The organism is Sphingobacterium sp. CZ-2, from assembly GCF_004526235.1.
Classification (GTDB): Bacteria; Bacteroidota; Bacteroidia; order Sphingobacteriales; family Sphingobacteriaceae; genus Sphingobacterium; species Sphingobacterium tenebrionis.
In genome coordinates, this window is the sequence record NZ_CP038159.1 from 851,055 (window position 1) to 876,414 (window position 25,360).

Below are 25,360 nucleotides of genomic sequence, written 5' to 3' on the forward strand. Positions count from 1 at the left end.
GGCTGTCAAATCTAATAAGTTTACTTCTCTAATTCAAGCGAAGGTTTAATATCTTCATAGAGGGCTTTGTATTCTTCTCCGCTACTTTGCGTATCCGGAAAAACTTTTCCTTCAACCATGACCTGCACGGAACCATCCTCTTGTGGGATTTCAAATACCTTCGAGATATGCACATGTGCTCTTACCGGAATCTCCTTAATGAGTTCGGCAGATGGCATCTGTGGTTGGGAGGATAAGAAATATCCTTCTTTACCATCCGGTCGCTGTTGTTTGTAATGATAGTAATAGGTCGGCTGTTTGGTGAAAAAGATATTGTTTGCAATATCCGCATACCTTGGGTCTTTGGTTACTTCGTCCTTTTGTCCGGAATTACAGCCAATAAAAAAAATGCTGGAGCAAAACAATGCAAGCATTGTCAAAAAAAATCTATTCATGGTTAGTGTGTTTTAAAAATTGACACAAATATCCTTAATTATGATTAGAAATTATCCCTAATCTAAAAGCAAAATACCTGCTTTCATTCAAATAAATACATTATCCATAAAATTGTAAGTTTTCGTCTATACCAAGCAATGGGCTTTATACCTCATAGGAATGTTTTATGAGTTAAATCTTGAGATACTTGGCGACCTCATCTAAATTTGCATCCTTTAAAAGAACATTTTTATGTTGATCGAGCAGGTAAATCGTGGGGGTTGCTTTGATCTGATAGATGCCTTTGTTCACAATATATTGCTCCTCATCTAAGCCGTTGATCCAATTCTCAGGAATTTCCGCTTTATAATCATCCCAAAGGTCACGGTTTCCATCGGGATAAATCGCTAGTACCTTTAATTTTCCAGAGTCAATCAGCGCATTGAATGGCTGATAATCTTTTAATGCCTCAATGGCATCTGCGCAGGAACTACAACCCGGTTCATAGAAAAAGAGAAAGATCCAATCTGCTTTTTCTTCATAGAGACTAGAAAACGTTGCATCATCTTTCAAGAACTTAAAATCAGCTGCCTTAGTTCCCGGTTTATTTTTCTGCACCATCGGAAGTAAGGTTTTGTACTTTATCGTTAGAGCTTCCGTTAATTTATCTGTTTTTAGCAGGTTAAGTATAAAACCTTCATAAAGGATATCGTTCCTTAATGGTGAATTTGGATCACCCAAGTAACGATCCATGGTAGTTGTTAGGTATTGAAAGGTTTTGGGTTCTATTTTCGCTTGGTTGAAAAGATCCTCCAGCCCATCATTAAACTTCTTTTCATCTACGAATTTCATCATATTGATATAATTCACAATTGCTTGCTCACTGTATTCCGGATTCAAGGATAATAAGGTGTCCTGAAAATTATAATTATCCCAATAATGGTCAAATACATAGGTATTTTGATCTTCAGGGCTGGTTAAAACAGTAGGCGCTTGTGGTGGACTATAGACCTTCGCCGTTGTTGTTTCCGTAGGAGTTGATGTTTTTTTATTTTGTTGACAAGATACAATGACCATTAAGCCGAAAAGGATACCTAAATATTTCATGTGTTCATTTTTTTGTAAGGTATGGATTATCACCATATATTTCAAAAGGACAAATATCAAACCATAAAAGCAAAAGAGGCTATATCAAGCATTTGATAAAGCCTCTTTTTATATTCTTAAAGAATTGATAGTTATCAAATTCTCATTTAGTTTTCTTCGATTTTTTCATTTAAAAGAAGATCAGCAATCGTAATAACTGCCCTGCTCAATCTAGGGTCGTTATAGAACATATTCGCAACACCACCTTTATGGTCTTTCTTCAACTGGTTAGGATTAACCTTAAATTCGTTGACCAATACATTGTAAATAGCATCTGCACGTTCTCTACTCAAACGTTCGTTAATCGCTGGAGTACCTGTACCCTCATCCGCATAACCCGTGATACTGTATACAAAATTAGGATTGGTTTCTTTGATCAACTTCGCGAAGAAGCCTAGGTTTACACGAGCTTCATTACTAACCGTACTTTTATTGATTGGGAAAGTAACAAGAATTGGTGCAGCCAACATGTTTCTCTTCACGTTAATATTCGTAATGGTCGTATCCTTAGCTTGAGCCAACAATTTACGTAAGGCATCGTTGTCTGATTCCAGTTGCTTTAAGCGATCTAGGATAGCTTGCAGTTGTGCTTCATCGTAAGATTCCGTTACTTTAATTTGGGTTGGCTTATCCCAATCGCGTTTGTTGAAACGGTAAACAAGACCTAAACTTGCGGATAGGATACCATCATTTCTCCGGTTACCTTCATCCCCATCAAAACGGTCATGAACCATTGCTCCTCTTACATCAAGTGTTAGGTCCAAGGCATTTGCTAAACGAAATGTATTATAAACACCAATGTTTGCACTTACTTCACGCTCATTTGGCGTTTCGGTAGTCACCATCCAACCTAAACCAGCATAAGGGCTAACGTTGTAAAAACGGTTTGGTTTAAAACCATCTAAGATATTCGTTAAATTGAACAATACATCTCCACGAAGATGCCAATATCCAAACTCTTCATTATATAACCAGTATCCATCCCATGGTTTTCCATCATATTGTACACCTGTTGAATGCGGACCAAATTGGGTTAATCCTTTAACCTTTAATCCATCAACACCTACGCGCACCCCAATACCTGGTGAGAACCATTTCCCAATATAGCCATGGAAATATGGTGTTAAACGTTCGCCAAATTTTGCTTGTTTATTGTGGTCACCAAAATACATTTGCGCACCAGCACCAGCACCAAAAAACCAGTTATCAAAAAAGCGGTTGGTAACAACTTTGTATTGATCGTCGCTTACAGTAACTACTGAATCGCGTTTGATGGTTAGGGTTTGCCCGTAACTTGCTGCACTAATGGACAGACCAAGGGCTATAGAAAGTAATGTTTTATTCATTTCTTAACGATAAGAATTGATTTAATAAATTTTTAAATTGATTTGTTGGATAAAAATTAATAGTTAGTGTGATCTTAATTTTATACTCCCCTATTCAAATCTGAAACAAAGATATAATTGAAAATCTTTTTTAGGAAAATAGATGACCGACAATATTGTGTAAAATATTTCTTTATAGTGTAATATATCTCAAATAATCAAAATTGAATTTTTCAAATCAAACGTTTGTTTTAAATATTTATTATCAAAATTAATTTTATAATAAATTTTTAATCGAAAAACGGAAATCCTATTGAGTAATATTTAAAATGGGTTAAATTTTATTTGTAAACAAACATCTACATAGGAAAGCCTGCAATAAATCATGCTTAAAACTTGTTTAAACCCATTATTTAATTTGTCTTTCACTAAATTTTCTTTCCTAGCCTAAAAACCCTGATCGGATTTCATGCTTCTTCCATGTTGCTCTGTTTTTACAATATGAATCGTATTTTGGGTCTTGGTGAAAGTGAGCTGGAAGTGACATGTAAGTGAGGTGTAAGTGCCTTTATGCACTTAAACCTTACTTACAAGGTGCTTACAATATACCTTCATTGTGAACCAAAAAAGGCCGTATCAAACACGAATGTGCTGATACGGCCTTCTGCTACTTTAAAAAAATATTGATTTAGATCACGATATTAATGATCTTCCCTTTTACAAAAATGATCTTCTTAACTGGTTTCCCATCCAAATACTTCTGTACATCTTGGTTTTCCATAAGAATTGCCTCTACCGCCTTTTGATCCAGATCTAATGCCAAAGGTAGATTCATACGCATTTTACCATTGATAGATACAGGATATGCAAATTCGCTTTCCACCAAGTATTCTGGATTAAAGACTGGATATGGTGCATAGGATATGGTTCCTGGTTCATTGCCCAATAAGGACCAAAGCTCTTCCGTAATATGTGGTGCATAAGGTTCCAAACAGATGATCAGATCCTGTAAGATCTTACGCTTATTACATTTAAGATCAGTCAACTCATTGGCACAGATCATAAAAGCAGAAACGGAAGTATTGAAGGAAAATCTTTCAATGTCCTCTTCCACTTTCTTGATGATCTTATGCAATGCTTTGTATTCGGCTTTGCTAGGCTCGTCATCTGACACCAGGAAGTTCCCTTCTGCATCATGGAACAGACGCCATACCTTACGTAAAAATTTATATACCCCTTCAATACCGTTTGTATTCCAAGGTTTTGCCTGCTCTAAAGGACCCAGGAACATTTCGTACAAACGTAGGGTATCTGCACCATATTGACTGATGATATCATCTGGGTTAACCACATTGAACTTAGATTTGGACATCTTCTCCACCTCAGTTCCACAGATATATTTGCCATTTTCCAAAATAAATTCAGCATTGGCAAAGTCCGGACGGAATGATTTGAATTTCTCCAGATCCAACACATCGTTATGAACAATATTTACATCAACGTGCAATGGAATCGTTGGATACTCATTCTTTAAGCCTAAGGATACAAACTTGTTGGTTCCTCTACCTTCCGCATCCAAAATACGGTAAACAAAATTCGACCTTCCTTGGATCATCCCTTGGTTGATCAATTTTTTGAATGGCTCTTCTTCATTATGGTATCCAATGTCCTTCAGGAATTTGTTCCAGAAGCGAGAATACAATAAGTGGCCGGTGGCATGTTCTGAACCACCAATATATAAATCTACGGCTTTCCAATAATCAACCGCTTCAGAAGAAGCAAATTGCGTTTTATTTTTCGGATCCATGTATCGGAACCAATACCAAGACGAACCTGCCCAACCTGGCATGGTGCTCAACTCATACTCGTATTCATCCTGATATTTCCAGTCTTCAGCGCGTCCCAATGGTGGTTCGCCCGATTCGGTCGGCAAATATTTATCAACCTCTGGTAATAATAGAGGCAACTCCTCCTCTTTGATCAGATAAGGCAACCCTTCCTTAAAATATACAGGAACTGGTTCGCCCCAATAGCGTTGTCTACCAAATATGGCATCCCGCATACGGAAGTTTACTTTTGCTTTACCCAATTTCAAAGATTCCAAACGCTCCACCAAAGCAGGCACTGCCTCTTGGTAGGTCATTCCATTGATAAAATCAGAGTTGATGTATTTTCCGTCTTTGTTTGGATCTGCTGCTTCTGAAATATCCTGGGTATCAGAAATTGCGATGATCGGCAATCCAAAATGCTTAGCAAAGACGTAATCTCTTTGATCTCCGGATGGAACGGCCATTACTGCACCAGTTCCATAACTTGCCAATACATAATCAGCAATCCAGATCTGTACATCTTCTCCCGTAATCGGATGTTTTGCATAAGATCCGGTAAATGCACCTGAAACAGTTTTTGTATCTGCCATCCGATCTAATTCGGATTTTTTGGATGTCTTATCGATATATGCCTCTACTTGTGCCTTTTGGTCGGCTGTAGTCAATGCATCCACCAATTCATGTTCTGGCGCCAAGACTACGAAACTTACTCCAAAGATGGTATCTAAACGGGTAGTGAAGACTTCAATCTCGCTGTTCAATTGTGGAACTGGAAATTTCACACTTGCTCCTACCGACTTGCCTATCCAATTGCGTTGCATTTCCACTAAGGGTTCTGGCCAATCGATCGTTTCCAAACCACGCAATAACCGGTCTGCATAGGCGGTGATACGCATCGACCATTGCATCATTTTCTTTTGTTCTACCGGGAATCCTCCGCGTTCGGATACACCATTGATCACCTCGTCATTCGCCAATACAGTGCCTAATGCAGCACACCAGTTCACCGTACTTTCGCGTAGGTAGGCCAAACGGTATTTCAACAATTCTTCTTGTTGTTCTTTTTCAGAAAAATCTTTCCACTCCGCTGCGGTGAATTCACGGATATCATCATCTGCTTCGGCCTGTATACCTGCTGAACCTTGGCTTTCAAAATGTTGGATCAGCGCTTGGATGGTCTCCGCCTTATCGCTGGTTTTGTTGTACCAGGCATCGAACAATTTCATGAAAATCCATTGGGTCCAATGGTAATATTCAGGTTCAGAGGTTCTGATCTCCCTACTCCAATCGTAAGAGAAACCGATATTATCCATCTGCTCCCTATAGCGATTGATATTAGCTTCGGTAGTGATTGCAGGGTGTTGGCCAGTTTGAATGGCATATTGTTCTGCCGGAAGGCCAAACGAATCGTATCCCATGGGATGCAATACATTAAAACCCTTCAGCCTTTTATATCTTGAGAAAATGTCAGAAGCGATATATCCGAGTGGGTGGCCGACGTGCAGACCTGCGCCCGATGGATAGGGAAACATGTCTAACACATAATATTTTGGTTTATCGGATGCCGTTTCTGTTTTAAAGGTCTGATGATCAGCCCAAAACTTTTGCCACTTTTGCTCGATGGAAAGATGATTGTACTCCATTATTATTGATAAAAGAAATGTTGTAAGAATTGCGAAAATAGCTATTTTAAGGCAATTTTAGCACAAAACTTTTTTATTCTATACAATAATTTCTGATATTCGTTGTTAGATGTTTAGTGAAAATACTTACTTTCGCACATAATATTAAGGAAATCATATGTCAGTGATCGAACAGGGTTCGCCAAGAAAAAAAACTAAATCGGTATACATTTCTACAGTGATCAGTATTGCACTGGTACTATTAATGACAGGCTTATTGGGATTGATCCTCGTGCATGCCAAAAACCTATCTCGGTATGTGAAGGAAAATATCGTGCTGAATGTCATTGTCAACGACAATGTCAATGAAGGCGATGTGCTTTCTTTGCAGAAGGACCTTGAAAAAGATCCATATGTGCTCCGTTCAGAATATGTGAGTAAAGAATTAGCAGCCAAGAATCTGAAAGAAGATCTTGGTGAAGATTTCGTAGAATACCTGGGCCATAACCCCCTATTACCATCTGTTGATATCTACATGAAAGAACAGTATGCCAATACCGATAGCATCAAAATGTTCATTGATAAGGTTGGCAAGAACAGTAAGGTAAAAGAAGTGGTTTACCAAGAGTCATTGATTGATATGGTCAACCAGAACATCCGTATCATTGGAATTGTTATTTTGGCATTCACGGTAATCCTATTGATCATTGCCGTTGCTTTGATCAACAACACCATCCGTTTAGCGATCTACTCGCAGCGTTTCTTGATCAAGAGTATGCAATTGATCGGTGCGACCAAGAATTTCATCAGACGCCCATATATCATGTATGGCATTGCTCATGGCCTAATTGGTTCCTTGATCGCTATTCTATTATTGGTATTGACCCTTCAATTTGCTCAAAAACAGGTTCCTGAATTGGTGTTCCTTCGTGATTGGGTGGAGTTTGCGATTATTTTTGCGATCGTTATCGGATTGGGGATCCTGATTTCAGGTTTGAGTACCTATTTTGCTGTTACCAAATATTTACGCGCTAAATCCGCGAGTTTATACCGTTAATCAATTATTATTAAAATGAGTCAGACTGTAAAAAACACGAAAACGCAGGCTAAAACGGCTAACCAAGGCCAATTTATCTTTCATAAAATAAATTATCAATTATTTATATTAAGCATCATTGTGGTTGCTGTAGGTTTTTTATTGATGATGGGTACTGAAGATATCTATAGTTTCACCAAGATCACGCTTGCTCCTTTAGTGGTAGTAGCTGGTTTTGCATTAGGATTCGTAGCCATTTTATATAAACCAAAGACAAAAGAAAAATAATAGATGAGTATTTTTGAGGCCATAATCCTAGCAATTGTTGAAGGATTAACCGAATATTTACCCATATCTTCTACTGCCCATATGGGATTCACAGCTGCCCTGATGGGTATGCAAGAAAGTGAATATCTGAAAATGTTTCAAGTGTCGATCCAGTTCGGTGCCATCCTTTCCATCGTCGTGCTCTATTGGAGAAAGTTCTTCGATTTTAAAAACCTGAATTTCTATTTCAAACTGGCCATCGCTGTTATTCCAGCTTTGGTTTTAGGTAAATTATTAGACGATAAGATTGAGGCAGTTCTAGGGAACCAGATTGCTATTTCGGCAGTTCTTGTCTTAGGTGGAGTTGTTCTTTTGTTCGTTGATAAATGGTTCAAGAATCCAAAGATCACAGACGAAAAGCAGATTCCAATTAAAAAAGCATTTATTATTGGTTTTTGGCAGTGTTTAGCCATGATGCCAGGGACATCGCGTTCTGCGGCATCCATCATTGGGGGTTTAACCCAAGGATTGGACCGTAAAGCTGCAGCTGAATTTTCCTTTTTCTTGGCGGTTCCTACCATGTTGGCCGTTACGGTCTATTCTATTTTCGTAAAGACTTGGGGCGAAGGAACAGCGCATGCACAGAAAGGATATGAAATGATCATGGCGAGCAATGAAACCATTATGGTGTTCATCATAGGAAATATCGTTGCCTTTATTGTGGCCATGATCGCTGTAAAATCATTTATCACTGTATTGACAAAATACGGCTTCAAGTTTTGGGGCTGGTATAGAATTGTAATCGGTATTGCTTTATTGGTTTTCTTTTATAACCAATAATCGTACGCTATAATAGGTAATGAACGGTCAAGGTGTGGTAAAACCCTTGACCGTTTTTATTTATAGCAAGGGCAATGCTAAATATTATTACTATTTTTGCAGAAAATTGGAATGAACAACATACAAGAAGATAAATCCATTGCCGACCTCAATTTTGCTGAAGGTGCCGTTTTGTTGATTGACAAACCGTTGACCTGGACGAGTTTTGATGTGGTGGGAAAATTAAGAAATACCCTAAAACCTTTAAAATTAAAGGTGGGACATGCGGGCACCTTGGATCCATTGGCAACGGGATTATTGATTGTATGTACAGGTAAAATGACCAAACAGATCGACGGCTTTCAGGCTGAAGACAAGGAATATACCGGGACCATTACTTTAGGTGCTACTACCCCTACGTATGACCTGGAAAGTGAAATTGACCAAACCTTCGAAACCCAACATATCACAGAAGAAATGATCCAGCAAACGGCTGCGGATTTCCTCGGCGAACAGGATCAATTCCCTCCTGCCCATTCAGCGATTAAAATTGGCGGTGAAAGGGTTTATGAAAAAGCAAGGCGTGGTGAAGAAGTGGAGCTGAAAGCGAGAAGGATAAACATTACTGCCTTTGACATTGAAAAAATTGAAATGCCATTGGTTTATTTCCGGATTCGATGTACTAAGGGAACCTATATCCGTTCTATTGCCAATGATTTCGGGAAAAGGCTACAATCTGGAAGTCACCTATCTTCATTGAGAAGAACAAAAAGTGGTGATTTTGATGTGCAGGATGCCTGGGATCTTACCACTTTAATTAATCAGATAAAAGAAACCAAAGAGCAATCTTTGTTAAAATAACCTTCAACAATAAGGAATGAAAATATACAGAAATCTTGATGAGTTTCAACCATTAGACTTTGCCATTGTCACCATCGGAACGTTTGACGGTGTACATGTTGGTCATCAGAAAATACTGAACAAATTGGTTGAGCTTGCCAAAGATAATACTGGTGAAACCGTGTTACTAACCTTCTACCCACATCCAAGATTGATCATCAATCCAGACGATGATTCACTGCGATTGATCAATGATATCGAGGAAAAAGTAGAAAGATTGGCTTTAGCCGGAATCGATCATTTAATCATAACTCCTTTTACCCGCGATTTTTCTAACCAAACAGCAGAGGAATACATCTCGAATGTATTGGTCAATAAAATTGGCTGTAAGAAGATTGTCATCGGATATGACCATCATTTTGGCAAGAATCGGGAAGGTACGATCAAGGATTTGATCCATAATTCGCAGATATTTGATTATACCGTGGAAGAAATTCCGGAGCAGGATATTGAGGATGTGGCTGTATCGTCTACCCGCGTTCGGGAATCACTTATCAAAGGGGATATCATTACGGCAAATAAATACTTGGGCTATCCATTTGAATTGACTGGAACGGTTATCCGAGGCGATCAAATTGGCCGGGAGATCGGTTTTCCAACGGCTAATCTTCATATTCATGAAGCCCATAAACTGATTCCAGCCTATGGAATTTATGCGGTGGAAGTGGAGATCTATCCTAGATCAAGTGAAATTAAAACTGGACACTATTATCAACCTGAGCCAGAGCGTGTAGCACAGGGAATGTGTTATATAGGCACCAGGCCAACTGTTGATGGTATGAACAGAAAGATTGAAGTGAATCTTTTGGATTTCAATGATGATCTATATACCAAGACCGTGAGGGTTAAATTCCTACAGTTTATCCGCCACGACCAATGGTTTGAAAGTTTAGAATTGATGCAGGAACAAATCAAAAAAGACGAAAAGGATATTCGAGCTTTCTTTGAAAATTGATAAAAACAAAAGGCCTAATTTTTTTTAGGCCTTTTGTTTTATATTGATCTTTTTATTTTAATTTTCGGAATTTAAGTTCATAACTACTATTCCTTTTATCTTCATCTTTAAGTTTTTGGACTTGTGCATTGGTTAACCATTTGATCTCTACGTTGACCACAAGCCTATTTTTTCCGATATCGACTTTTATTTCTCCATTATCATCATGGGGCATCGTGGATGACCAGGTTTCCGTAATCTCCCACTGATATAAAGTAGGGTCATCTAAATCCAGGTCATTTTTCTTACAAGCGCCCAATATAAACAGTACGAAGAGGATTGGAATTAAGCCATTCCCAATGTTATGTTTCCATGATTTCAGATAATTTCTCATTGGGATTTGGTTTGTAATAATTACTAAATAATTGACTAAACCAAATATAAAAAATTAAATCAATTCAAACAAATCACTGATTCCCAATAGTTTTCGTGATGTGAAGCCTTCCGCATATTTAACCTGGATAGAGCGGCCCAATTCCTGCGCACGAGCTCTCGTGGAATTCATGAAATCAGGGTTTGAAATATAGGTTTCTGGTTCATCATCCGAATCCGAAACATTGAATTGTGTTCCATAAGCCAATATAGATTTCTCTTTCACATCCCAATATTCCGTGATATCGATCAATATATCTGGTTGTATGTATTTATCCTGGATCAATTGCAATTGCAGTCTAGGTCTAAATGCTTCTTGTTCCTTTCCATCCAATTGAGTCTCTACCCTTCTCAGCCCCGCCAAAAACAGCGCATCATTGACCAATTTACTTGCTCTACCATGGTCAGGATGACGATCATCCAAAGCATTGGTGATCACAATTTCGGGTTGATATTTACGGATCGCTTTAATAATGGTCAATTGGCATTCTTCATTATTCTGGAAGAATCCATCCCTCAATTTAAGGTTTTCACGGACTGCGACTCCTAAAATCCTGGCTGCCTCTGCGGCTTCGGCTTCTCGTGTTTCAGCAGTACCTCTGGTCCCCAATTCTCCTTGTGTGAGATCAATGATTCCAACCTTCCTGCCTTCTGCTACATACTTAGCAATAACTCCACCTGCACCTAACTCCGCATCATCAGGATGAACGGTCATAACCAATAAATCTAACTTCATATTTTCTTATTTTTTTGGATGAATTCCAAATTTAACCAAAATATATGGTTAAACTTTTAACGAGAGCAGCTCTTCGATGCGATTGTGGACTTTCTTTGACATTGGGCTCGTCAAACTATAGAAATAATCGACAACCTCCCCTTTCCTGTTCACCAGGTATTTATGGAAATTCCAAAGTGGAACAGAATCCACCTTTCCGTTGATGTTACTATTGGATAGATATTGATATAAAGGGTCGGTAAATTCCCCTCTTACATGGATTCTTTTGAATACGGGAAAAGATACTTGTTTTGCGATCCTGCAATAGGTTTCCAGCGTTCTACCGGTCAGGGGCTCCTGCTTTCTAAAATCATTGGATGGAAAGGCCAGCACTTCAAAACCCAACTGTTTATATTTGCGATAAAGGCTTTCTAAGGTTTCGAATTGTTTATTGAAGAAACATTTACTGGCTGTATTGACAATAAGCACTACTTTACCTTCAAAATCTCGTAAAGACCGCTTATTACCGCTAAACTCCAGTGCTGAAAAATCATAGATCGTCTTGTTCATAATCGCTGGTTTTATTGGTTTATATGTTGTTGGAACCGATATCCCTTTATTGGGTCGTCATCGGACGCGAACGTTCGTATTCACGCAAAATGTTCTCTATTTCATAATCCTCTGTAGGATCATAGGTGCTTTTTAAGTTGTGACCGAAGATTTTAGCCACCCCTTGGTATAAAAACGCAGAAATATTACCCTTCATATCCTTCACAAGTTCATAACTCGTACTTCCTGTTTGTCTTTCAATCAGTTTAATGAGGATCTTTCCTTGGGAAACACTCAGGTTTTTCACTTCAGAAGTGATCTTCTTCTTGATTTCCTTTTCACATTCCTTGATCAATCTTTTTTCCTCACGATTGGAATTCGCCATTGCCAGATCACGATCCAATTGCTCATATCTCCTCTGCGCATAAATGGCATAAGGTAATACCCGAATAACATTACGTTTTAGACGTAAATATTTTTGTCTTTCTTCTTCCGTTTTAAATCTCCTGACCGCTACGATAACAATTTCTTCAATGGGAAACCATGGAACGACTTCTCCATTCTCCAATTTATCGGTGGCATACTTTTCCACTACGGGCGGTTTACCTCCTCCATACTGGGGCATAATCAAGGTTTGTGCTTGACCCCAGAAAGGGAAAAACAACCCGATTAAACATATCCCTAACCACTTTTTCATCCTTTTCGCTATTCTAAATAATTATGCCTGAAACCTAAATTATCATTTTTTTTGCGTATATTTATACGTTAAACGCTATACAAAAATACATAGTTTTTTGACCACTAAATATAATAAAAATTTTAAATATTATTTTATTACTCAGGAAGTTTTATGGAAGAATACGTGATTGATATTGAGGCAGAAAATAAGGAAATCCGTAAAAGATACCGCGCATTATTACGAGCTTGTAAACCGACCTTGCAGAAAGGCGACAAGCAACAGATCCGAAATGCTTTCGATCTTGCATTGGAAAGCCATAAGGACATGCGCCGAAAATCTGGAGAGCCCTATATCTATCATCCCATAGCGGTAGCACAAATTGCTGCCGAAGAAATAGGTTTAGGAACAACTTCCATTGTCTGTGCCCTCCTACATGATGTGGTGGAAGACACCAGTGTCACTTTACAGGATATTGAAGAACAGTTTGGTAAAAAGGTGGTTCGTATTATCGATGGACTGACCAAGATCTCTGGGATCTTTGATCCAAATAGCTCCATGCAGGCGGAGAATTTCCGTAAGATGTTGTTGACTCTTGCGGATGATGTCCGTGTGATCTTGATCAAACTGGCCGATAGACTTCACAACATGCGGACCATGGAGTTCATGGCACGCCATAAACAGTTGAAGATCGCATCAGAAACCAGTTACCTGTATGCCCCTCTGGCCCATCGCTTAGGTTTATACGCGATAAAATCCGAATTGGAAGATCTTTCCATGAAGTATACCGATCCGGATACTTATAAATTCATCGCCAAGAAACTGAACGAGAAAAAGGCCGAAAGGGAGAAGTTTATTGCCGACTTTATTGGTCCTATTAAAGAGATTCTAGGAGAAGAGGGAATTACGGCTTCGGTTTTCGGAAGACCTAAATCCATCCATTCCATCTGGAACAAAATGCGTAAAAAATCCATCCCTTTTGAAGAGGTTTATGATCTTTTTGCGATCCGGATCATCATAGATACGGTGGATGAGAAGGAAAAAACAGAATGTTGGAAGGTATATTCCATCGTAACTGACCTTTATCGCCCAAATCCAGATCGTTTGAGAGATTGGGTTTCCTCTCCAAAAGCCAATGGCTATGAATCATTACATACAACCGTAATGGGCCCAAGAGGTCAATGGGTGGAAGTACAGATCCGTACAAAACGCATGAACGAAATTGCGGAAAAAGGTTTTGCAGCACATTGGAAGTACAAAGAGTCTAATTCGGATAATGGATTAGATCTATGGATACAGAAGATCAGGGATATTTTGAGTAATCCTGAGCAGAATGCCATGGACTTTGTGGATGACTTCAAGATGAACCTGTTCTCGGACGAGATTTTCATCTTCACGCCAAAAGGTACGTTGATCCAATTACCAAACGGTGCCACTGCACTTGATTTTGCTTTTGAGATCCATACGGATATTGGGGCCACTTGTATCGGCGCGAAGGTCAATCATAAATTGGTGCCTTTAAGCCATGAGCTCCAGAATGGTGATCAGGTGGAGATCATCACCTCCAGCAAACAGACTCCAAAAGAGGATTGGTTGAATTTCGTGGTGACGGCGAAAGCTAAGTCCAAGATCAAATCATCCTTAAAAGAAGAAAAAAGAAGGGTTGCTGAAGATGGTAAGGAGATTTTAGAGCGTAAGTTAAAGACCTTGAAAATCACTTACAATACGGACAACATCAATAAGATTGCGAATTATTTTAAATTCCCAAGCTCGCAGGAATTATTCTACAATGTGGCCAAGGGAAGTATTGATATCAAAAATCTTCGGGAATTTGTTGCCGCTGAACGTTCGGAGGATGCTAACCAGAATCAGTTCCAAACGCATATCAATGGGTTGGTAGAGAAGATCAATAAGAAAGATGATACCATCTTGATTGGAGATGATTTCCAAAAAGTGGATTATACCTTGGCGCCTTGTTGTAACCCAATTCCTGGGGATGATATTTTTGGATTCTTAACAGTGAATGATGGTATAAAAATCCACCGTACAAGCTGTCCGAATGCATCCAAATTAATGGCTAACTATGGATATCGCATCCTAAAAGCCAGATGGGCATCCATGCAAAACAGACCTTCCTTCTTGACCGGTTTAAAAATTGTGGGTATTGATGATGTAGGTTTAGTGAATAAGATAACAACGGTCATTTCACATGATTTTAATGTGAATATCCGTTCCTTATCCATTTCCAGTAACGAAGGGATTTTTGAGGGAGATATCATGGTTTTTGTGAATGATACGCAACAATTGGACAACCTCATCAAAAATTTAAAACAGATATCGGGCATCACAGGAGTTACCCGTTACGAATCAGAGAATTAAAGACTTACAAGCGTCTGACAGAATTAAATAGTGAATACCATACAAAAGTGGTAAATTTGAACCTTTAACGTTAAGGAATCATATGAGACAGGGCGAAAATTACGAAACTGTTAAAAAGATTTTTGAGGCATACCTTGAAAACAAGAACTTAAGAAAAACACCAGAGCGCTACGCTATCCTGGAAGAGATCTACTCACGTTCAGACCATTTTGATGTGGAATCCTTATATATCCACATGAAGAATAAGAAATACCGCGTGAGCCGCGCCACAGTTTACAATACCTTGGAGCTGTTAGTATCCTGCGATTTGGTTACCAAACACCAGTTTGGCCGTAACATGGCCCAATTTGAAAAATCCTATGGCTACAAGCAGCATGACCACGTTATCTGCATTGAATGCAATAAGGTGGTGGAATTTTGTGACCCTAGGATCCATCAGATCCAATCCATGATCGGTGACCTGTTGAATTTTGATATTAAACACCACTCTCTCAACCTTTATGGCATCTGTGCGGATTGTCGCAAGAGTAAAGGAACGAATGAAACGACCTTAAAGGAGGAAGTAATTTCAAATTAATTTAACATAGAAAGATATAATATATACCTTTGTTCGGCAAAAGGCTAGTAAACTCACTTCCTTCTGCCGAACATTTATTTTTTTCGTGTATCAAACAAATATTTAAACAATAAATTCAATAATAACTATGCAAGTTGATGTGCTTTTGGGTTTGCAGTGGGGTGATGAAGGAAAAGGAAAGATCGTAGATGTTTTTTGTCCTAAATACGATTTAATTGCTCGCTTCCAAGGTGGGCCAAATGCAGGACATACCTTAGAATTCGACAACAAAAAATTCGTACTGAACACCATTCCATCCGGAATCTTCAATGAAGGCACACTTAACCTTATAGGTAATGGTGTGGTTATCGACCCAATAATCCTTAAAAGAGAGTTAGACAACTTAAAGGCCGCTGGATTCGATCCTGTTGGAAAAGGAAATTTAGTGTTGGCCCGTAAGGCACACTTGATCCTTCCGACCCATCAATTATTGGATGCTGCTTCTGAATCCAATATGGGAGCAGGTAAAATTGGATCTACCTTAAAAGGTATTGGTCCAACCTATATGGATAAAACAGGAAGAAACGGATTGCGCGTAGGTGATACTACCCTATCTGACTTCCAAGAACGTTATGAAAAACTAAAACAAAAACACCTATCCATGCTTTCTCATTACGGTGAAATCCCTGATTTCTCTGAAAAAGAAAAAGCATTCTTAGATGCTATTGAATTTATAAAGTCTATTCCGCACGTTGACTCAGAACATTTGGTAAACCAATATCTGAAAGATGGTAAACGCGTATTGGCAGAAGGCGCACAAGGAACATTATTGGATGTGGATTTCGGATCTTATCCTTTCGTAACTTCTTCGAATACCACTACCGCTGGTGCATGTACCGGATTAGGTATTGCTCCCAACAAAATTGGTGAAGTGTATGGTATCTTTAAAGCCTATGCAACACGTGTAGGTGGTGGTCCATTTCCAACGGAATTGGATGATGAAACCGGTGAACAATTACGTCAGTTAGGACATGAGTTCGGTGCAACAACAGGCCGTGCTCGTCGTACAGGTTGGATCGATATTCCTGCGTTAAAATATGCGATCATGATCAATGGAGTAACCCAATTAATCATGATGAAAGCGGATGTATTGGATTCTTTTGATACTATTTACGCTTGTACGCATTATAATTACCTAGGAGAAAAGATTGATTATATGCCATACGAGATCATCACCAACAAGCCAGAGCCAATCTATACGGCTATCGAGGGTTGGAAACAAGATCTTACAGGTATCCAAAGCAAAGGAGAAATCCCAACGGCATTGGAAAATTACATTGCTTTTCTTGAAAAGGAACTGAATGTGCCGATCAAATATCTTTCAGTAGGTCCTGACCGTAAGCAAACGATCGAATTATAAGAAACATGGCAACAGCCAGCTTTCATATTGATCCAGCATCTTTCTTACATCAAGCTTTAAACTGGTCAAAAGGCTTTGAAGTAGTTTGTTTATTTCAATCAAACGAATTTCAGAACCAATATTCAGAAATACAAAGCTTGTTAGCGATTGGAGCCAAGGATGAATTGACAGCCAATGTAGGTCGTGCTTTTTCAGAAATAGAAGAATTTAAATCCCGTTATCCGCATCAGTGGATACCGGGATTTCTTTCTTACGATCTGAAAAACGAATTGGAGGATATTTCCACCAATCATCCAAACCCATTACAATTTCCAGACGCCTATTTTTTTATTCCTGAACTGCTGATCAAGTTTTCCAATGATCAGGTTGAAATTGAATGTGAAGGAAGTCCTGAAGCAATTTTCGAAACCATTCAAAGTTTTAAAATTCCGGATAATAGTAATAGTTATACCGGACATCTTCGCGCCAGAATGAGCAAAGAAGCGTATTTCCACGCTTTTGAGCAGATGATTTCCCACATAAAACGCGGAGATATCTACGAAGCAAATCTGTGTCAGGAATTTTATGATGATGCGGCAGCACTTAATAATTTAGAGGATCTGTATGAGCGTCTGAATGAAATTTCACCTACCCCCTTTTCCTGTTTCTTTAAGTGGAAGAATAAATATATCCTAAGCGCATCTCCTGAACGTTTTCTGGCAAAACGAGGTTCGACGGTTATTTCACAACCTATCAAGGGAACTGCAGCGCGCGGTAAAACGGAAGAAGAAGATGAGATCCTTCGGCATAATCTGGCAAACAATCCAAAAGAGATTTCAGAGAATGTCATGATCGTCGATCTGGTAAGAAATGATCTGACAAGAACTGCGATTCCAGGTACGGTAGAAGTTACGGAGAAACTGGGCGTCTACACCTTTAAGCATGTCCATCAGATGATCTCCACCATTTCGTGCCAGGTAGATAGCCGTGTAAAAGCCACCGATCTAATCAAAAACACCTTTCCTGCAGGATCCATGACCGGAGCTCCAAAACTATCGGCCATGAAATTATGCGATCGTTATGAGCATTCGCGCAGAGGAATCTATTCCGGCGCTATCGGTTATTTTGGACCCAATGGGGATTTCGATTTTAATGTAGTCATTCGTACGCTTCTTTATAATGCCGATAATCAATTCCTATCCTTTCATACTGGCAGTGCCATTACCATTGATGCAACTGCTGAACATGAATATGCCGAATGCCTAACCAAAGCCAGTGCCATTCTTCGCGCATTGGACAGTTTCATTAAATAAATTCATCACGTTTTCAACGTTTTGTAATTATTTTAATAATAAAACACCTAAATCATTAACATTTTACTATTTTTGCTTACGATTATAATTGCTGGTCATCATCTATTAGCTGGCACTATGTTTATTAGTTGAAATTTTTAATGGGAAGACATATTTTAAAAAGAGAACAAGCCATTACGTTTGTTAAGGAAACATTTGCAACTGGATTAAAAAAGGTGTTGAACCTTACGCCGGTTTCTTCACCTATTGTGGTATTGGATGGAACTGGTATCAACGATGACCTGAATGGCATTGAAAGACCCGTATCCTTTCCCATCAAATCGTTGGATGACCAACGCGCTGTTGTGGTCCATTCCCTAGCCAAATGGAAAAGGATCCGATTAAAGGAATTGGAGATGGAACCAGGTGAAGGTATTCTTACCGATATGCGTGCGTTAAGACCAGATGAGGATTATTCGCCGATCCATTCTATTTATGTAGATCAATGGGATTGGGAATGTTGCATTACGCCAGATCACCGGAACCTACCCTTCTTAAAGAAAACGGTAGAAGATATTTATTCGGTCATCTATTCCACCGAGCAAGCTGTTTCGGCACAATACCCACATATAGAAGCCGTATTGCCAGAAAACATACATTTCATTTCTTCCGAAGAGCTGTTATTGACCTATCCGGATCTTACACCGAAGGAAAGGGAAAATGCCATTGCAAAAGAATACGGTGCTGTATTTTTATATGGAATCGGGGGCAACCTGTCCAATGGCTATCCGCATGATGGCCGCGCAGCAGATTACGACGATTGGAGCACCGGAAATGAAAGAGGATATAAAGGATTGAACGGCGATATTCTGGTATGGAATCCGGTTTTAGGAACTGCCTTTGAACTTTCATCCATGGGTATTCGGGTGGATAAAAAAGCTCTGATCACCCAATTGGAAATCAGGAACAGTATGGACAGGCAACAGTTAACCTTTCATCAGATGTTATTGAACGACCTCCTTCCTGAATCCATTGGAGGTGGTATCGGCCAATCAAGAATCTGTATGTTCATGCTGAAACTGAAACATATCGGCGAGGTACAGGTGAGTATCTGGGATCCAAAACGAAAAGAATCCCTATTGGAACAAGGCGTAGAACTCTTATAAAACATCCACACTATTATATATTCTATTATTCAATAAAACATGCAAAAATACTGCTAACATTTTTAGTAAATAAAAATATTAGTAGTATTTTTGTTTTATGAGGGAATCACACTTTGCCATAGTCGATATTGAGACAACGGGATCATACGCCGCTGCCAACCAGATTACGGAAATTGCCATATTCATATTCGATGGCAAAAAAATCATCGATGAGTATGTTACTTTGATCAACCCCATGTCCCCCATCCCCTTCCATATCCAGACCCTCACGGGCATTACCGATGAAATGGTTCAGGATGCGCCCACCTTTAAGGATGTCGCTGAAAACATCTACCAAATGCTTCGAGGAAGGATCTTTGTTGCCCATAATGTTCATTTTGACTATTCCTTCATCCTTGCTGGCCTAAAAAATGAAGGCTATGATTGGAAAGCGCAACGCCTTTGCACCGTAAGACTTGCCCGAAAAATATTTCCAGGCTTCCCTTCCTATAGCCTTGGTAAGATCTGCCAATCCTTAAACATACCTTTATCCGATCGCCACAGGGCATTTGGAGATGCAAAAGCAACCGTGGAGCTCTTTCGCCAAATTTATGAAAGGGATGAGGAACAGTACATCGCCAAAGCAGTTTCAGCAAAAGCGAAGGAACAGCGATTGCCAACACATATCCCATCAGAACTTTTCGAAAGCCTTCCATCAAGCACTGGAATCTACATTTTTCGAAATTCAAGTTCCAAGATTATCTACGTTGGCAAGGCCGTAAACATCAAAAAAAGGGTTATTTCCCATTTCAGTGGCAATAATCAAGGCGAACGGCGGCAGAAGTTCATCAATGAAATTGCCGACATTGAATTTCAGGAATCAGGCACGGAATTGATGGCCTTGATGATGGAATGTAACCTGATCAAAAAACATTGGCCGATCTATAACCGGGCCCTCAAAAAATATGAACCTAAATTCGGGCTTTTAAGCTATGAGGACCAGAATGGATACCTACGCTTATCGATCTGTCAAATCCGTAAAGGGGTCTATCCGGTCTATTATTTTAATACCGTCCATGAGTCTACCCAATTTTTGATGAAACTCATTGATACCTATAACTTGGATTATCGTTTATGTTCCTTTTTTGACAATGGAAAACAACCGAAGGAACGGGTGGAACCTGTGCTGAAGGAAAATCTTCCTGATGTGGAATCCTATAATGAACGTATGAACAATGCGCTGAACCATCTGGATCAGTTTAAAAGAAGCTTCTTAATTGTCGATAAAGGCAGGAACAGGGAAGAGAAAAGTTATGTGTATTTTAAAGATAACAAGGTGCACGCTGTTGGTTTTGTGGCCAACGATTTGGAAATAAGCAATATTGAGGATGTCATCGTTCAAGAAAACTTGGTTCACAGCAATTATTATATGAATAATCTTGCCGATAGTTATGCCTTAAGATATCCCAACCTGGTTTTAACTATCTAATACACCAAGCAGTATTTAAAAGAGTTTTAATTGAGGGTTTGGCAGTTGATCACCTTCAGATGTTTGGAAATTGGAAACCGTAACACCCAATAGTCGGATCTTTATTTCCTGCAGGTCAAGATTTTCCAATAACTCCAAGGCTAAATGCTCTATTTCTTGTTGGCTTCCAAAATAATCCAGCATGGTTTTACTACGGGTTATCTGGGTAAAATCTGCAAACTTCACCTTTAAGGTAATCGTTTTCGCCTTCCGCCCTGATTTATCCAATCGATTAAACACTTTCGCAGACAATTTGATCACTTCCGTTCTAAGATCTTCCAGTTCCCTAAGATCCTTTTCAAAAGTATCCTCCGCGCCAATGGATTTCGAAATGCGGTTGGGTTTTACAGGTCTATTATCTTCCCCTCGAACAATATGGAAGAAAAATTTCCCCGACTTCCCAAAATGAAAGATCATTTCCGATTCCGAAAACCTTTTCAAATCCTTTCCCGTAAAAATACCCAGTTGATGCATTTTCTTGGCTGTAACTTTTCCTACGCCAAAGAATTTATCCACCGGTAACTGCTCCAGAAATTTAACAATTTTGGAAGGTCCAATGAAGGTCAATCCATCCGGTTTTTGCAGGTCCGAAGCAATCTTCGCTACAAATTTGTTTACAGAAACACCTGCTGATGCTGTTAGCTGCAGTTCCTCACGAATGGCTTCTTTGATTTCCCTAGCGATATCCAAAGCGGATCCGATCCCTAATTTATCCTCCGTAACATCCAGAAAAGCCTCATCTAACGACAAAGGCTCAATAATATCGGTATACCTTAAAAATATCGTCCTGATATGATTAGAGACCTGTTTATACACATCAAATCGGGGGTAGGTAAAAAGCAGATCCGGGCATAGTTGAAGCGCCATCCGGGAGGACATTGCCGATTTAACACCAAATTTCCGAGCCTCATAACTCGCTGTTGCTACCACCCCACGGCCATCCGGAGAACCGCCAACAGCTAAAGGTTTCCCCCGAAATTCGGGAAAGTCCCGCTGCTCTACCGAAGCGTAGAAAGCATCCATATCGATATGTATGATTTTTCGCATATTTTGGTCAAAAAATACATCCAGGTATTTTTTCGAGGTAATTTAGCTAATAAATATAGTATCTTTGCAGCAATCAAATATTAAAATTGAAAATGAGCAAAGTTAAAGTTGGATTGGTACAAATGTCCTGTGTAAAAGATAAACAGGCAAATTTGGATAAAGCGATTGTAAAAGTTCGTGAAGCTGCTGCAAAAGGCGCCCAAATAGTTTGTTTACAAGAACTTTTTACCTCCCTATATTTCTGTGATGTAGAAGACTATGACAATTTCGATTTAGCGGAATCTATCCCTGGTCCTTCTACAGATGCCCTCTCTGCAGTTGCAAAAGAATTAGGTGTCGTTATTATTGCTTCTTTATTTGAAAAACGTACAGAAGGATTATACCACAATACCACAGCTGTTTTAGATGCTGATGGTTCATACTTGGGCAAGTACCGCAAAATGCATATCCCTGATGATCCTGCCTTTTACGAGAAATTCTATTTCACACCGGGCGATCTAGGCTATAAGGTTTTCCAAACCAAATTTGGTAAAATTGGGGTATTGATCTGTTGGGATCAATGGTATCCAGAAGCTTCTAGAATCACCGCCCTAATGGGTGCTGAAATCCTTTTCTACCCGACGGCTATCGGATGGGCAACTGATCAGGATGAAGAAACCAATGTCGATCAATATAATGCTTGGCAAACCATCCAACGCTCACATGCTGTTGCCAATGGTGTTCCTGTAGTATCTGTCAACCGTGTGGGATTTGAGCAAGATGGTGCCATGAAATTCTGGGGCGGAAGTTTTGTAACCAACCCGCAAGGAAAATTGCTTTACCTAGCTTCCCATGATCAAGAAGAAGTGGAAGTGGTGGAGTTAGATCTTAAACAATCGGATTACTTCCGCAAGCATTGGCCATTCTTACGTGATAGACGTATTGAAACTTACAGTCCAATCACAAAACGCTTTATTGACGAAGATTAATTAGCATAAATCCATTACACAAAATACCTTCATGTTCATTTCCTGGTTGGAATACCCTTCATGAAGGTATTTTTATGTATCCAAACATATGAACACAAATTCCTCCCTTTATTCCATCGAAGAAACTCCCAAAGCATTAGGTTTCCGATTTCCTGCAGAATGGGAAAAACAAGAAGCCCTTTGGTTGTCTTGGCCGCATAAAGAAGAATCTTGGCCAGGTAAAATTGAAACCATCTATGCACCCTACAGCGAATTTATTAAAGTTGTTGCAGAAGATCAGTTGGTAAGAATCAATGTGGCAGATGAAGACATGAAAGCATTTGCCTCCAAACATATTGAGGCTGCCGGAACGAATATGGAAAATGTAAGTTTCCATTTCAATCCGACAAATGATGCCTGGTGCCGTGATCATGGGCCCGCATTCCTAATCAATACCAATACCGGAGAAAAAGCGGTTGTAGATTGGGGATATAATGCCTGGGGAGGTAAATATCCGCCCTTTGATCTGGATGATGTGGTTCCAACAAGAATCGCAAAGGAATTTAATCTAAAACTTTTCACCCCTCCTATTGTTATGGAAGGAGGATCGGTGGAGTTCAATGGTCAAGGGACTGTGCTAACTACAACGGCCTGTCTGTTGAACGAAAACAGAAATCCTCATTTGACCAAGGAACAAATAGAACAGTATTTATTGGATTATTATGGCCAGGACCAAGTTTTATGGTTGGGCGATGGTATCATTGGAGATGATACCGATGGTCATATAGATGATATTACCCGTTTTGTTTCGGAGGACACCGTTCTTACCGTAATCGAGGAAGATCCATCGGATGAGAATTATCCTATTCTTCAGGAAAACTTAGAGACCTTGAAGAATATGAAATTAAAAGATGGTCGTTCTTTAAAAATCGTGGAATTGCCTATGCCGAAACCGGTTATCTATGAAGACCAACAATTACCTGCCTCCTATGCCAATTTTTATATTGCCAATAAGGTAGTAGTTGTTCCTGTATTCAACGATCCAAACGATCAGAAAGCATTGGATATTATTCAATCCTGCTTTCCAGACCGTAAAGTTATCGGTATCAATTCAGTAGATATTATTTGGGGATTGGGAAGTTTCCATTGTTTAAGTCAACAAGAACCCACAATTTAAGCCAGCACCATACTATGAAAATCACAAACATTACACTAACTACCTTGTTCTTCTTCCTTTGCATCGGATTGTTGAATGCGCAGGAAAGAGATGACAGGGCTACTATTTTAAATTTCAAGGGAATCCAGTATAAATCAAAGGATTCCTTGTTCTATACCAACTTCCGATTCCGTATGCAGAACCGTTTAGGTTTCTCCAACGAAATCAATGGTGAAGACGATGGAAAATTCGATGCCCGAATCAGAAGGCTGAGAATGCGTATGGATGGTTATATCTATACCCCAAAGATTTCCTATTCGGTACAATTGGCATTTACCCGAAGTGACCAGGATGTTGATGATACAGGGATTGCCAATATCGTTCGTGATGCGGTCGTTTTCTACAATTTCTCCGATGACTTCTATATTTCATTTGGACAGAACAAATTACCTGGTAACCGTCAAAGGGTAAACTCTTCCGGACAATTACAATTTGCAGACCGTTCTTTGGTGAACAGTAACTTTACGATCGACCGTGACTTTGGAGTTTCCCTAAACTACAGTAAAGAGGTCGGTTCCGTTGCGTTCTCAGCGAAAGGTGCTGTTTCTACTGGTGAAGGAAGACCAGCCAATTCAACAGATGATGGTTTGGCCTATACCGGACGGGTAGAATTTCTTCCTTTAGGTAAATTCACCAATGAAAATGATTACCAAGAGGGTGACCTTGTCCGTGAGGAAACACCGAAAATCTCCTTTGGTGGAGGTTATTCCTACAATGACCGCACCATTCGCGAAGGTGGTCAAACCGGCCGTTATGTACAAAACCCATTTACCTTGAAAACCAGTTTTGCGGATATGATTTTCAAATACATGGGATTTGCTTATCAAGCAGAATACATGCGCAGGGATGTGGATAATCCTTTAAATATAACGGATGAAGATGAACCAGAACCAACCGTTGCCTATAAAGGATGGGGATTGAACCAACAGATCTCCTACCTCATGAATAAAGGTTATGAAATAGCGGGACGTTATACGTATATCGAACCACACCAGGACATTCAGGATTTTGAACGTCAAACTGAAGTTGTGGAATTAGGCTTGACAAAATACATGAAAGCTCACCGTTTAAAATTCCAACTGAACGGTAGTTATACTTTTAAAGATGGCTACTTCAATAATAATAACCAAAAAGGAACTTGGGGAGGAATTTTCCAAGTAGAATTAGGTATCTAATCCTATTTTTCT

23 protein-coding genes are annotated in these 25,360 nt (G+C 39.4%); 14 read left to right on the plus strand and 9 right to left on the minus strand.

Annotated features, from left to right (window positions below; all coding sequences use genetic code 11):
• Positions 1 to 20: 20 nt before the first annotated feature.
• The 4 genes from E3D81_RS03815 to leuS all read right to left on the minus strand — a co-directional run bounded on the left by E3D81_RS03815 (position 21) and on the right by leuS (position 6,357).
• On the minus strand, positions 21 to 434 hold the full coding sequence (locus E3D81_RS03815; RefSeq protein ID WP_134776469.1) for a hypothetical protein: 414 nt from the start codon (positions 432 to 434) through the stop codon (positions 21 to 23).
• 172 nt (positions 435 to 606) lie between these two features.
• Entirely contained in the window at positions 607 to 1,521 is a 915-nt protein-coding gene (locus E3D81_RS03820) for a DUF5106 domain-containing protein (RefSeq protein ID WP_167554223.1), read from the minus strand.
• 146 nt (positions 1,522 to 1,667) lie between these two features.
• Positions 1,668 to 2,906: an OmpA family protein gene (locus E3D81_RS03825; protein WP_134776471.1), complete on the minus strand. Its 1,239-nt coding sequence runs from the start codon at positions 2,904 to 2,906 to the stop codon at positions 1,668 to 1,670.
• A 667-nt stretch (positions 2,907 to 3,573) separates the two neighbouring features.
• Entirely contained in the window at positions 3,574 to 6,357 is a 2,784-nt protein-coding gene (leuS, locus tag E3D81_RS03830) for a leucine--tRNA ligase (protein WP_134776472.1), read from the minus strand.
• Between the two features lie 157 nt (positions 6,358 to 6,514).
• Between leuS and E3D81_RS03835 the strand changes: the two genes are divergently transcribed.
• From E3D81_RS03835 to E3D81_RS03855, 5 genes are all read left to right on the plus strand, one after another.
• Entirely contained in the window at positions 6,515 to 7,393 is an 879-nt protein-coding gene (locus E3D81_RS03835; protein WP_099366291.1) for a cell division protein FtsX, read from the plus strand.
• A 15-nt stretch (positions 7,394 to 7,408) separates the two neighbouring features.
• The gene (locus E3D81_RS03840) at positions 7,409 to 7,660 is read left to right on the plus strand and encodes a DUF3098 domain-containing protein (RefSeq protein ID WP_134776473.1); all 252 of its coding nucleotides are present in this window, start codon (positions 7,409 to 7,411) and stop codon (positions 7,658 to 7,660) included.
• A gap of 3 nt (positions 7,661 to 7,663) precedes the next feature.
• Complete coding sequence (locus E3D81_RS03845) at positions 7,664 to 8,479, plus strand: undecaprenyl-diphosphate phosphatase (RefSeq protein ID WP_099366293.1); 816 nt, start codon at positions 7,664 to 7,666, stop codon at positions 8,477 to 8,479.
• A gap of 111 nt (positions 8,480 to 8,590) precedes the next feature.
• On the plus strand, positions 8,591 to 9,319 hold the full coding sequence (gene truB / locus E3D81_RS03850; RefSeq protein WP_134776474.1) for a tRNA pseudouridine(55) synthase TruB: 729 nt from the start codon (positions 8,591 to 8,593) through the stop codon (positions 9,317 to 9,319).
• A gap of 16 nt (positions 9,320 to 9,335) precedes the next feature.
• Positions 9,336 to 10,313 carry a bifunctional riboflavin kinase/FAD synthetase gene (locus tag E3D81_RS03855; protein WP_134776475.1) on the plus strand — a complete coding sequence of 326 codons (978 nt, stop codon included), beginning with the start codon at positions 9,336 to 9,338 and terminating at the stop codon, positions 10,311 to 10,313.
• Between the two features lie 52 nt (positions 10,314 to 10,365).
• Here E3D81_RS03855 and E3D81_RS03860 read toward each other — a convergent pair whose 3' ends face one another.
• The 4 genes from E3D81_RS03860 to E3D81_RS03875 are packed head-to-tail and all read right to left on the minus strand — an operon-like array spanning position 10,366 to position 12,685.
• On the minus strand, positions 10,366 to 10,686 hold the full coding sequence (locus E3D81_RS03860; protein WP_134776476.1) for a hypothetical protein: 321 nt from the start codon (positions 10,684 to 10,686) through the stop codon (positions 10,366 to 10,368).
• Positions 10,687 to 10,740: 54 nt separating this feature from the next.
• Entirely contained in the window at positions 10,741 to 11,460 is a 720-nt protein-coding gene (gene bshB1, locus E3D81_RS03865) for a bacillithiol biosynthesis deacetylase BshB1 (RefSeq protein WP_134776477.1), read from the minus strand.
• A gap of 48 nt (positions 11,461 to 11,508) precedes the next feature.
• Positions 11,509 to 12,009 carry a glutathione peroxidase gene (locus E3D81_RS03870; protein WP_099366298.1) on the minus strand — a complete coding sequence of 167 codons (501 nt, stop codon included), beginning with the start codon at positions 12,007 to 12,009 and terminating at the stop codon, positions 11,509 to 11,511.
• Positions 12,010 to 12,055: 46 nt separating this feature from the next.
• Positions 12,056 to 12,685 (minus strand): DUF4294 domain-containing protein, encoded by a 630-nt coding sequence (locus E3D81_RS03875; protein ID WP_134776478.1) that lies wholly within the window; start codon positions 12,683 to 12,685, stop codon positions 12,056 to 12,058.
• Positions 12,686 to 12,838: 153 nt separating this feature from the next.
• Here E3D81_RS03875 and E3D81_RS03880 point away from each other — a divergent pair, with 153 nt between their 5' ends.
• From E3D81_RS03880 to E3D81_RS03905, 6 genes are all read left to right on the plus strand, one after another.
• On the plus strand, positions 12,839 to 15,043 hold the full coding sequence (locus E3D81_RS03880) for a RelA/SpoT family protein (protein ID WP_099366300.1): 2,205 nt from the start codon (positions 12,839 to 12,841) through the stop codon (positions 15,041 to 15,043).
• Positions 15,044 to 15,125: 82 nt separating this feature from the next.
• Positions 15,126 to 15,620, plus strand: a complete 495-nt coding sequence (locus E3D81_RS03885) for a Fur family transcriptional regulator (RefSeq protein WP_134776479.1) — start codon at positions 15,126 to 15,128, stop codon at positions 15,618 to 15,620.
• 127 nt (positions 15,621 to 15,747) lie between these two features.
• The gene (locus E3D81_RS03890; RefSeq protein ID WP_134776480.1) at positions 15,748 to 17,019 is read left to right on the plus strand and encodes an adenylosuccinate synthase; all 1,272 of its coding nucleotides are present in this window, start codon (positions 15,748 to 15,750) and stop codon (positions 17,017 to 17,019) included.
• 5 nt (positions 17,020 to 17,024) lie between these two features.
• The gene (locus tag E3D81_RS03895; protein WP_134776481.1) at positions 17,025 to 18,311 is read left to right on the plus strand and encodes an anthranilate synthase component I family protein; all 1,287 of its coding nucleotides are present in this window, start codon (positions 17,025 to 17,027) and stop codon (positions 18,309 to 18,311) included.
• A 140-nt stretch (positions 18,312 to 18,451) separates the two neighbouring features.
• Positions 18,452 to 19,456, plus strand: coding sequence for an aspartate--ammonia ligase (asnA, locus tag E3D81_RS03900; RefSeq protein ID WP_134776482.1), 1,005 nt, complete (start codon positions 18,452 to 18,454; stop codon positions 19,454 to 19,456).
• A gap of 97 nt (positions 19,457 to 19,553) precedes the next feature.
• Positions 19,554 to 20,924 (plus strand): exonuclease domain-containing protein, encoded by a 1,371-nt coding sequence (locus E3D81_RS03905; protein ID WP_134776483.1) that lies wholly within the window; start codon positions 19,554 to 19,556, stop codon positions 20,922 to 20,924.
• Between the two features lie 15 nt (positions 20,925 to 20,939).
• Here E3D81_RS03905 and dinB read toward each other — a convergent pair whose 3' ends face one another.
• A complete protein-coding gene (gene dinB, locus E3D81_RS03910; protein WP_134776484.1) occupies positions 20,940 to 22,010 on the minus strand; it encodes a DNA polymerase IV in 1,071 nt (356 codons plus the stop codon).
• A 92-nt stretch (positions 22,011 to 22,102) separates the two neighbouring features.
• Here dinB and E3D81_RS03915 point away from each other — a divergent pair, with 92 nt between their 5' ends.
• The 3 genes from E3D81_RS03915 (at position 22,103) to E3D81_RS03925 (ending at position 25,348) form a co-directional block, all read left to right on the plus strand.
• Entirely contained in the window at positions 22,103 to 22,978 is an 876-nt protein-coding gene (locus E3D81_RS03915) for a carbon-nitrogen hydrolase (RefSeq protein ID WP_134776485.1), read from the plus strand.
• An 88-nt stretch (positions 22,979 to 23,066) separates the two neighbouring features.
• Entirely contained in the window at positions 23,067 to 24,134 is a 1,068-nt protein-coding gene (locus E3D81_RS03920; RefSeq protein WP_134776486.1) for an agmatine/peptidylarginine deiminase, read from the plus strand.
• Between the two features lie 14 nt (positions 24,135 to 24,148).
• Positions 24,149 to 25,348: a porin gene (locus E3D81_RS03925; RefSeq protein ID WP_134776487.1), complete on the plus strand. Its 1,200-nt coding sequence runs from the start codon at positions 24,149 to 24,151 to the stop codon at positions 25,346 to 25,348.
• Positions 25,349 to 25,360 lie beyond the last annotated feature (12 nt).

Bases quoted from the DNA above. Each gene is read 5' to 3' on its own strand.
- E3D81_RS03815 (WP_134776469.1), bottom strand. From the start codon at position 434: ATGAATAGATTTTTTTTGACAATGCTTGCATTGTTTTGCTCCAGCATT.
- E3D81_RS03820 (WP_167554223.1), bottom strand. From the start codon at position 1,521: ATGAAATATTTAGGTATCCTTTTCGGCTTAATGGTCATTGTATCTTGT.
- E3D81_RS03825 (WP_134776471.1), bottom strand. From the start codon at position 2,906: ATGAATAAAACATTACTTTCTATAGCCCTTGGTCTGTCCATTAGTGCA.
- leuS (WP_134776472.1), bottom strand. From the start codon at position 6,357: ATGGAGTACAATCATCTTTCCATCGAGCAAAAGTGGCAAAAGTTTTGG.
- E3D81_RS03835 (WP_099366291.1), top strand. From the start codon at position 6,515: ATGTCAGTGATCGAACAGGGTTCGCCAAGAAAAAAAACTAAATCGGTA.
- E3D81_RS03840 (WP_134776473.1), top strand. From the start codon at position 7,409: ATGAGTCAGACTGTAAAAAACACGAAAACGCAGGCTAAAACGGCTAAC.
- E3D81_RS03845 (WP_099366293.1), top strand. From the start codon at position 7,664: ATGAGTATTTTTGAGGCCATAATCCTAGCAATTGTTGAAGGATTAACC.
- truB (WP_134776474.1), top strand. From the start codon at position 8,591: ATGAACAACATACAAGAAGATAAATCCATTGCCGACCTCAATTTTGCT.
- E3D81_RS03855 (WP_134776475.1), top strand. From the start codon at position 9,336: ATGAAAATATACAGAAATCTTGATGAGTTTCAACCATTAGACTTTGCC.
- E3D81_RS03860 (WP_134776476.1), bottom strand. From the start codon at position 10,686: ATGAGAAATTATCTGAAATCATGGAAACATAACATTGGGAATGGCTTA.
- bshB1 (WP_134776477.1), bottom strand. From the start codon at position 11,460: ATGAAGTTAGATTTATTGGTTATGACCGTTCATCCTGATGATGCGGAG.
- E3D81_RS03870 (WP_099366298.1), bottom strand. From the start codon at position 12,009: ATGAACAAGACGATCTATGATTTTTCAGCACTGGAGTTTAGCGGTAAT.
- E3D81_RS03875 (WP_134776478.1), bottom strand. From the start codon at position 12,685: ATGAAAAAGTGGTTAGGGATATGTTTAATCGGGTTGTTTTTCCCTTTC.
- E3D81_RS03880 (WP_099366300.1), top strand. From the start codon at position 12,839: ATGGAAGAATACGTGATTGATATTGAGGCAGAAAATAAGGAAATCCGT.
- E3D81_RS03885 (WP_134776479.1), top strand. From the start codon at position 15,126: ATGAGACAGGGCGAAAATTACGAAACTGTTAAAAAGATTTTTGAGGCA.
- E3D81_RS03890 (WP_134776480.1), top strand. From the start codon at position 15,748: ATGCAAGTTGATGTGCTTTTGGGTTTGCAGTGGGGTGATGAAGGAAAA.
- E3D81_RS03895 (WP_134776481.1), top strand. From the start codon at position 17,025: ATGGCAACAGCCAGCTTTCATATTGATCCAGCATCTTTCTTACATCAA.
- asnA (WP_134776482.1), top strand. From the start codon at position 18,452: ATGGGAAGACATATTTTAAAAAGAGAACAAGCCATTACGTTTGTTAAG.
- E3D81_RS03905 (WP_134776483.1), top strand. From the start codon at position 19,554: ATGAGGGAATCACACTTTGCCATAGTCGATATTGAGACAACGGGATCA.
- dinB (WP_134776484.1), bottom strand. From the start codon at position 22,010: ATGCGAAAAATCATACATATCGATATGGATGCTTTCTACGCTTCGGTA.
- E3D81_RS03915 (WP_134776485.1), top strand. From the start codon at position 22,103: ATGAGCAAAGTTAAAGTTGGATTGGTACAAATGTCCTGTGTAAAAGAT.
- E3D81_RS03920 (WP_134776486.1), top strand. From the start codon at position 23,067: ATGAACACAAATTCCTCCCTTTATTCCATCGAAGAAACTCCCAAAGCA.
- E3D81_RS03925 (WP_134776487.1), top strand. From the start codon at position 24,149: ATGAAAATCACAAACATTACACTAACTACCTTGTTCTTCTTCCTTTGC.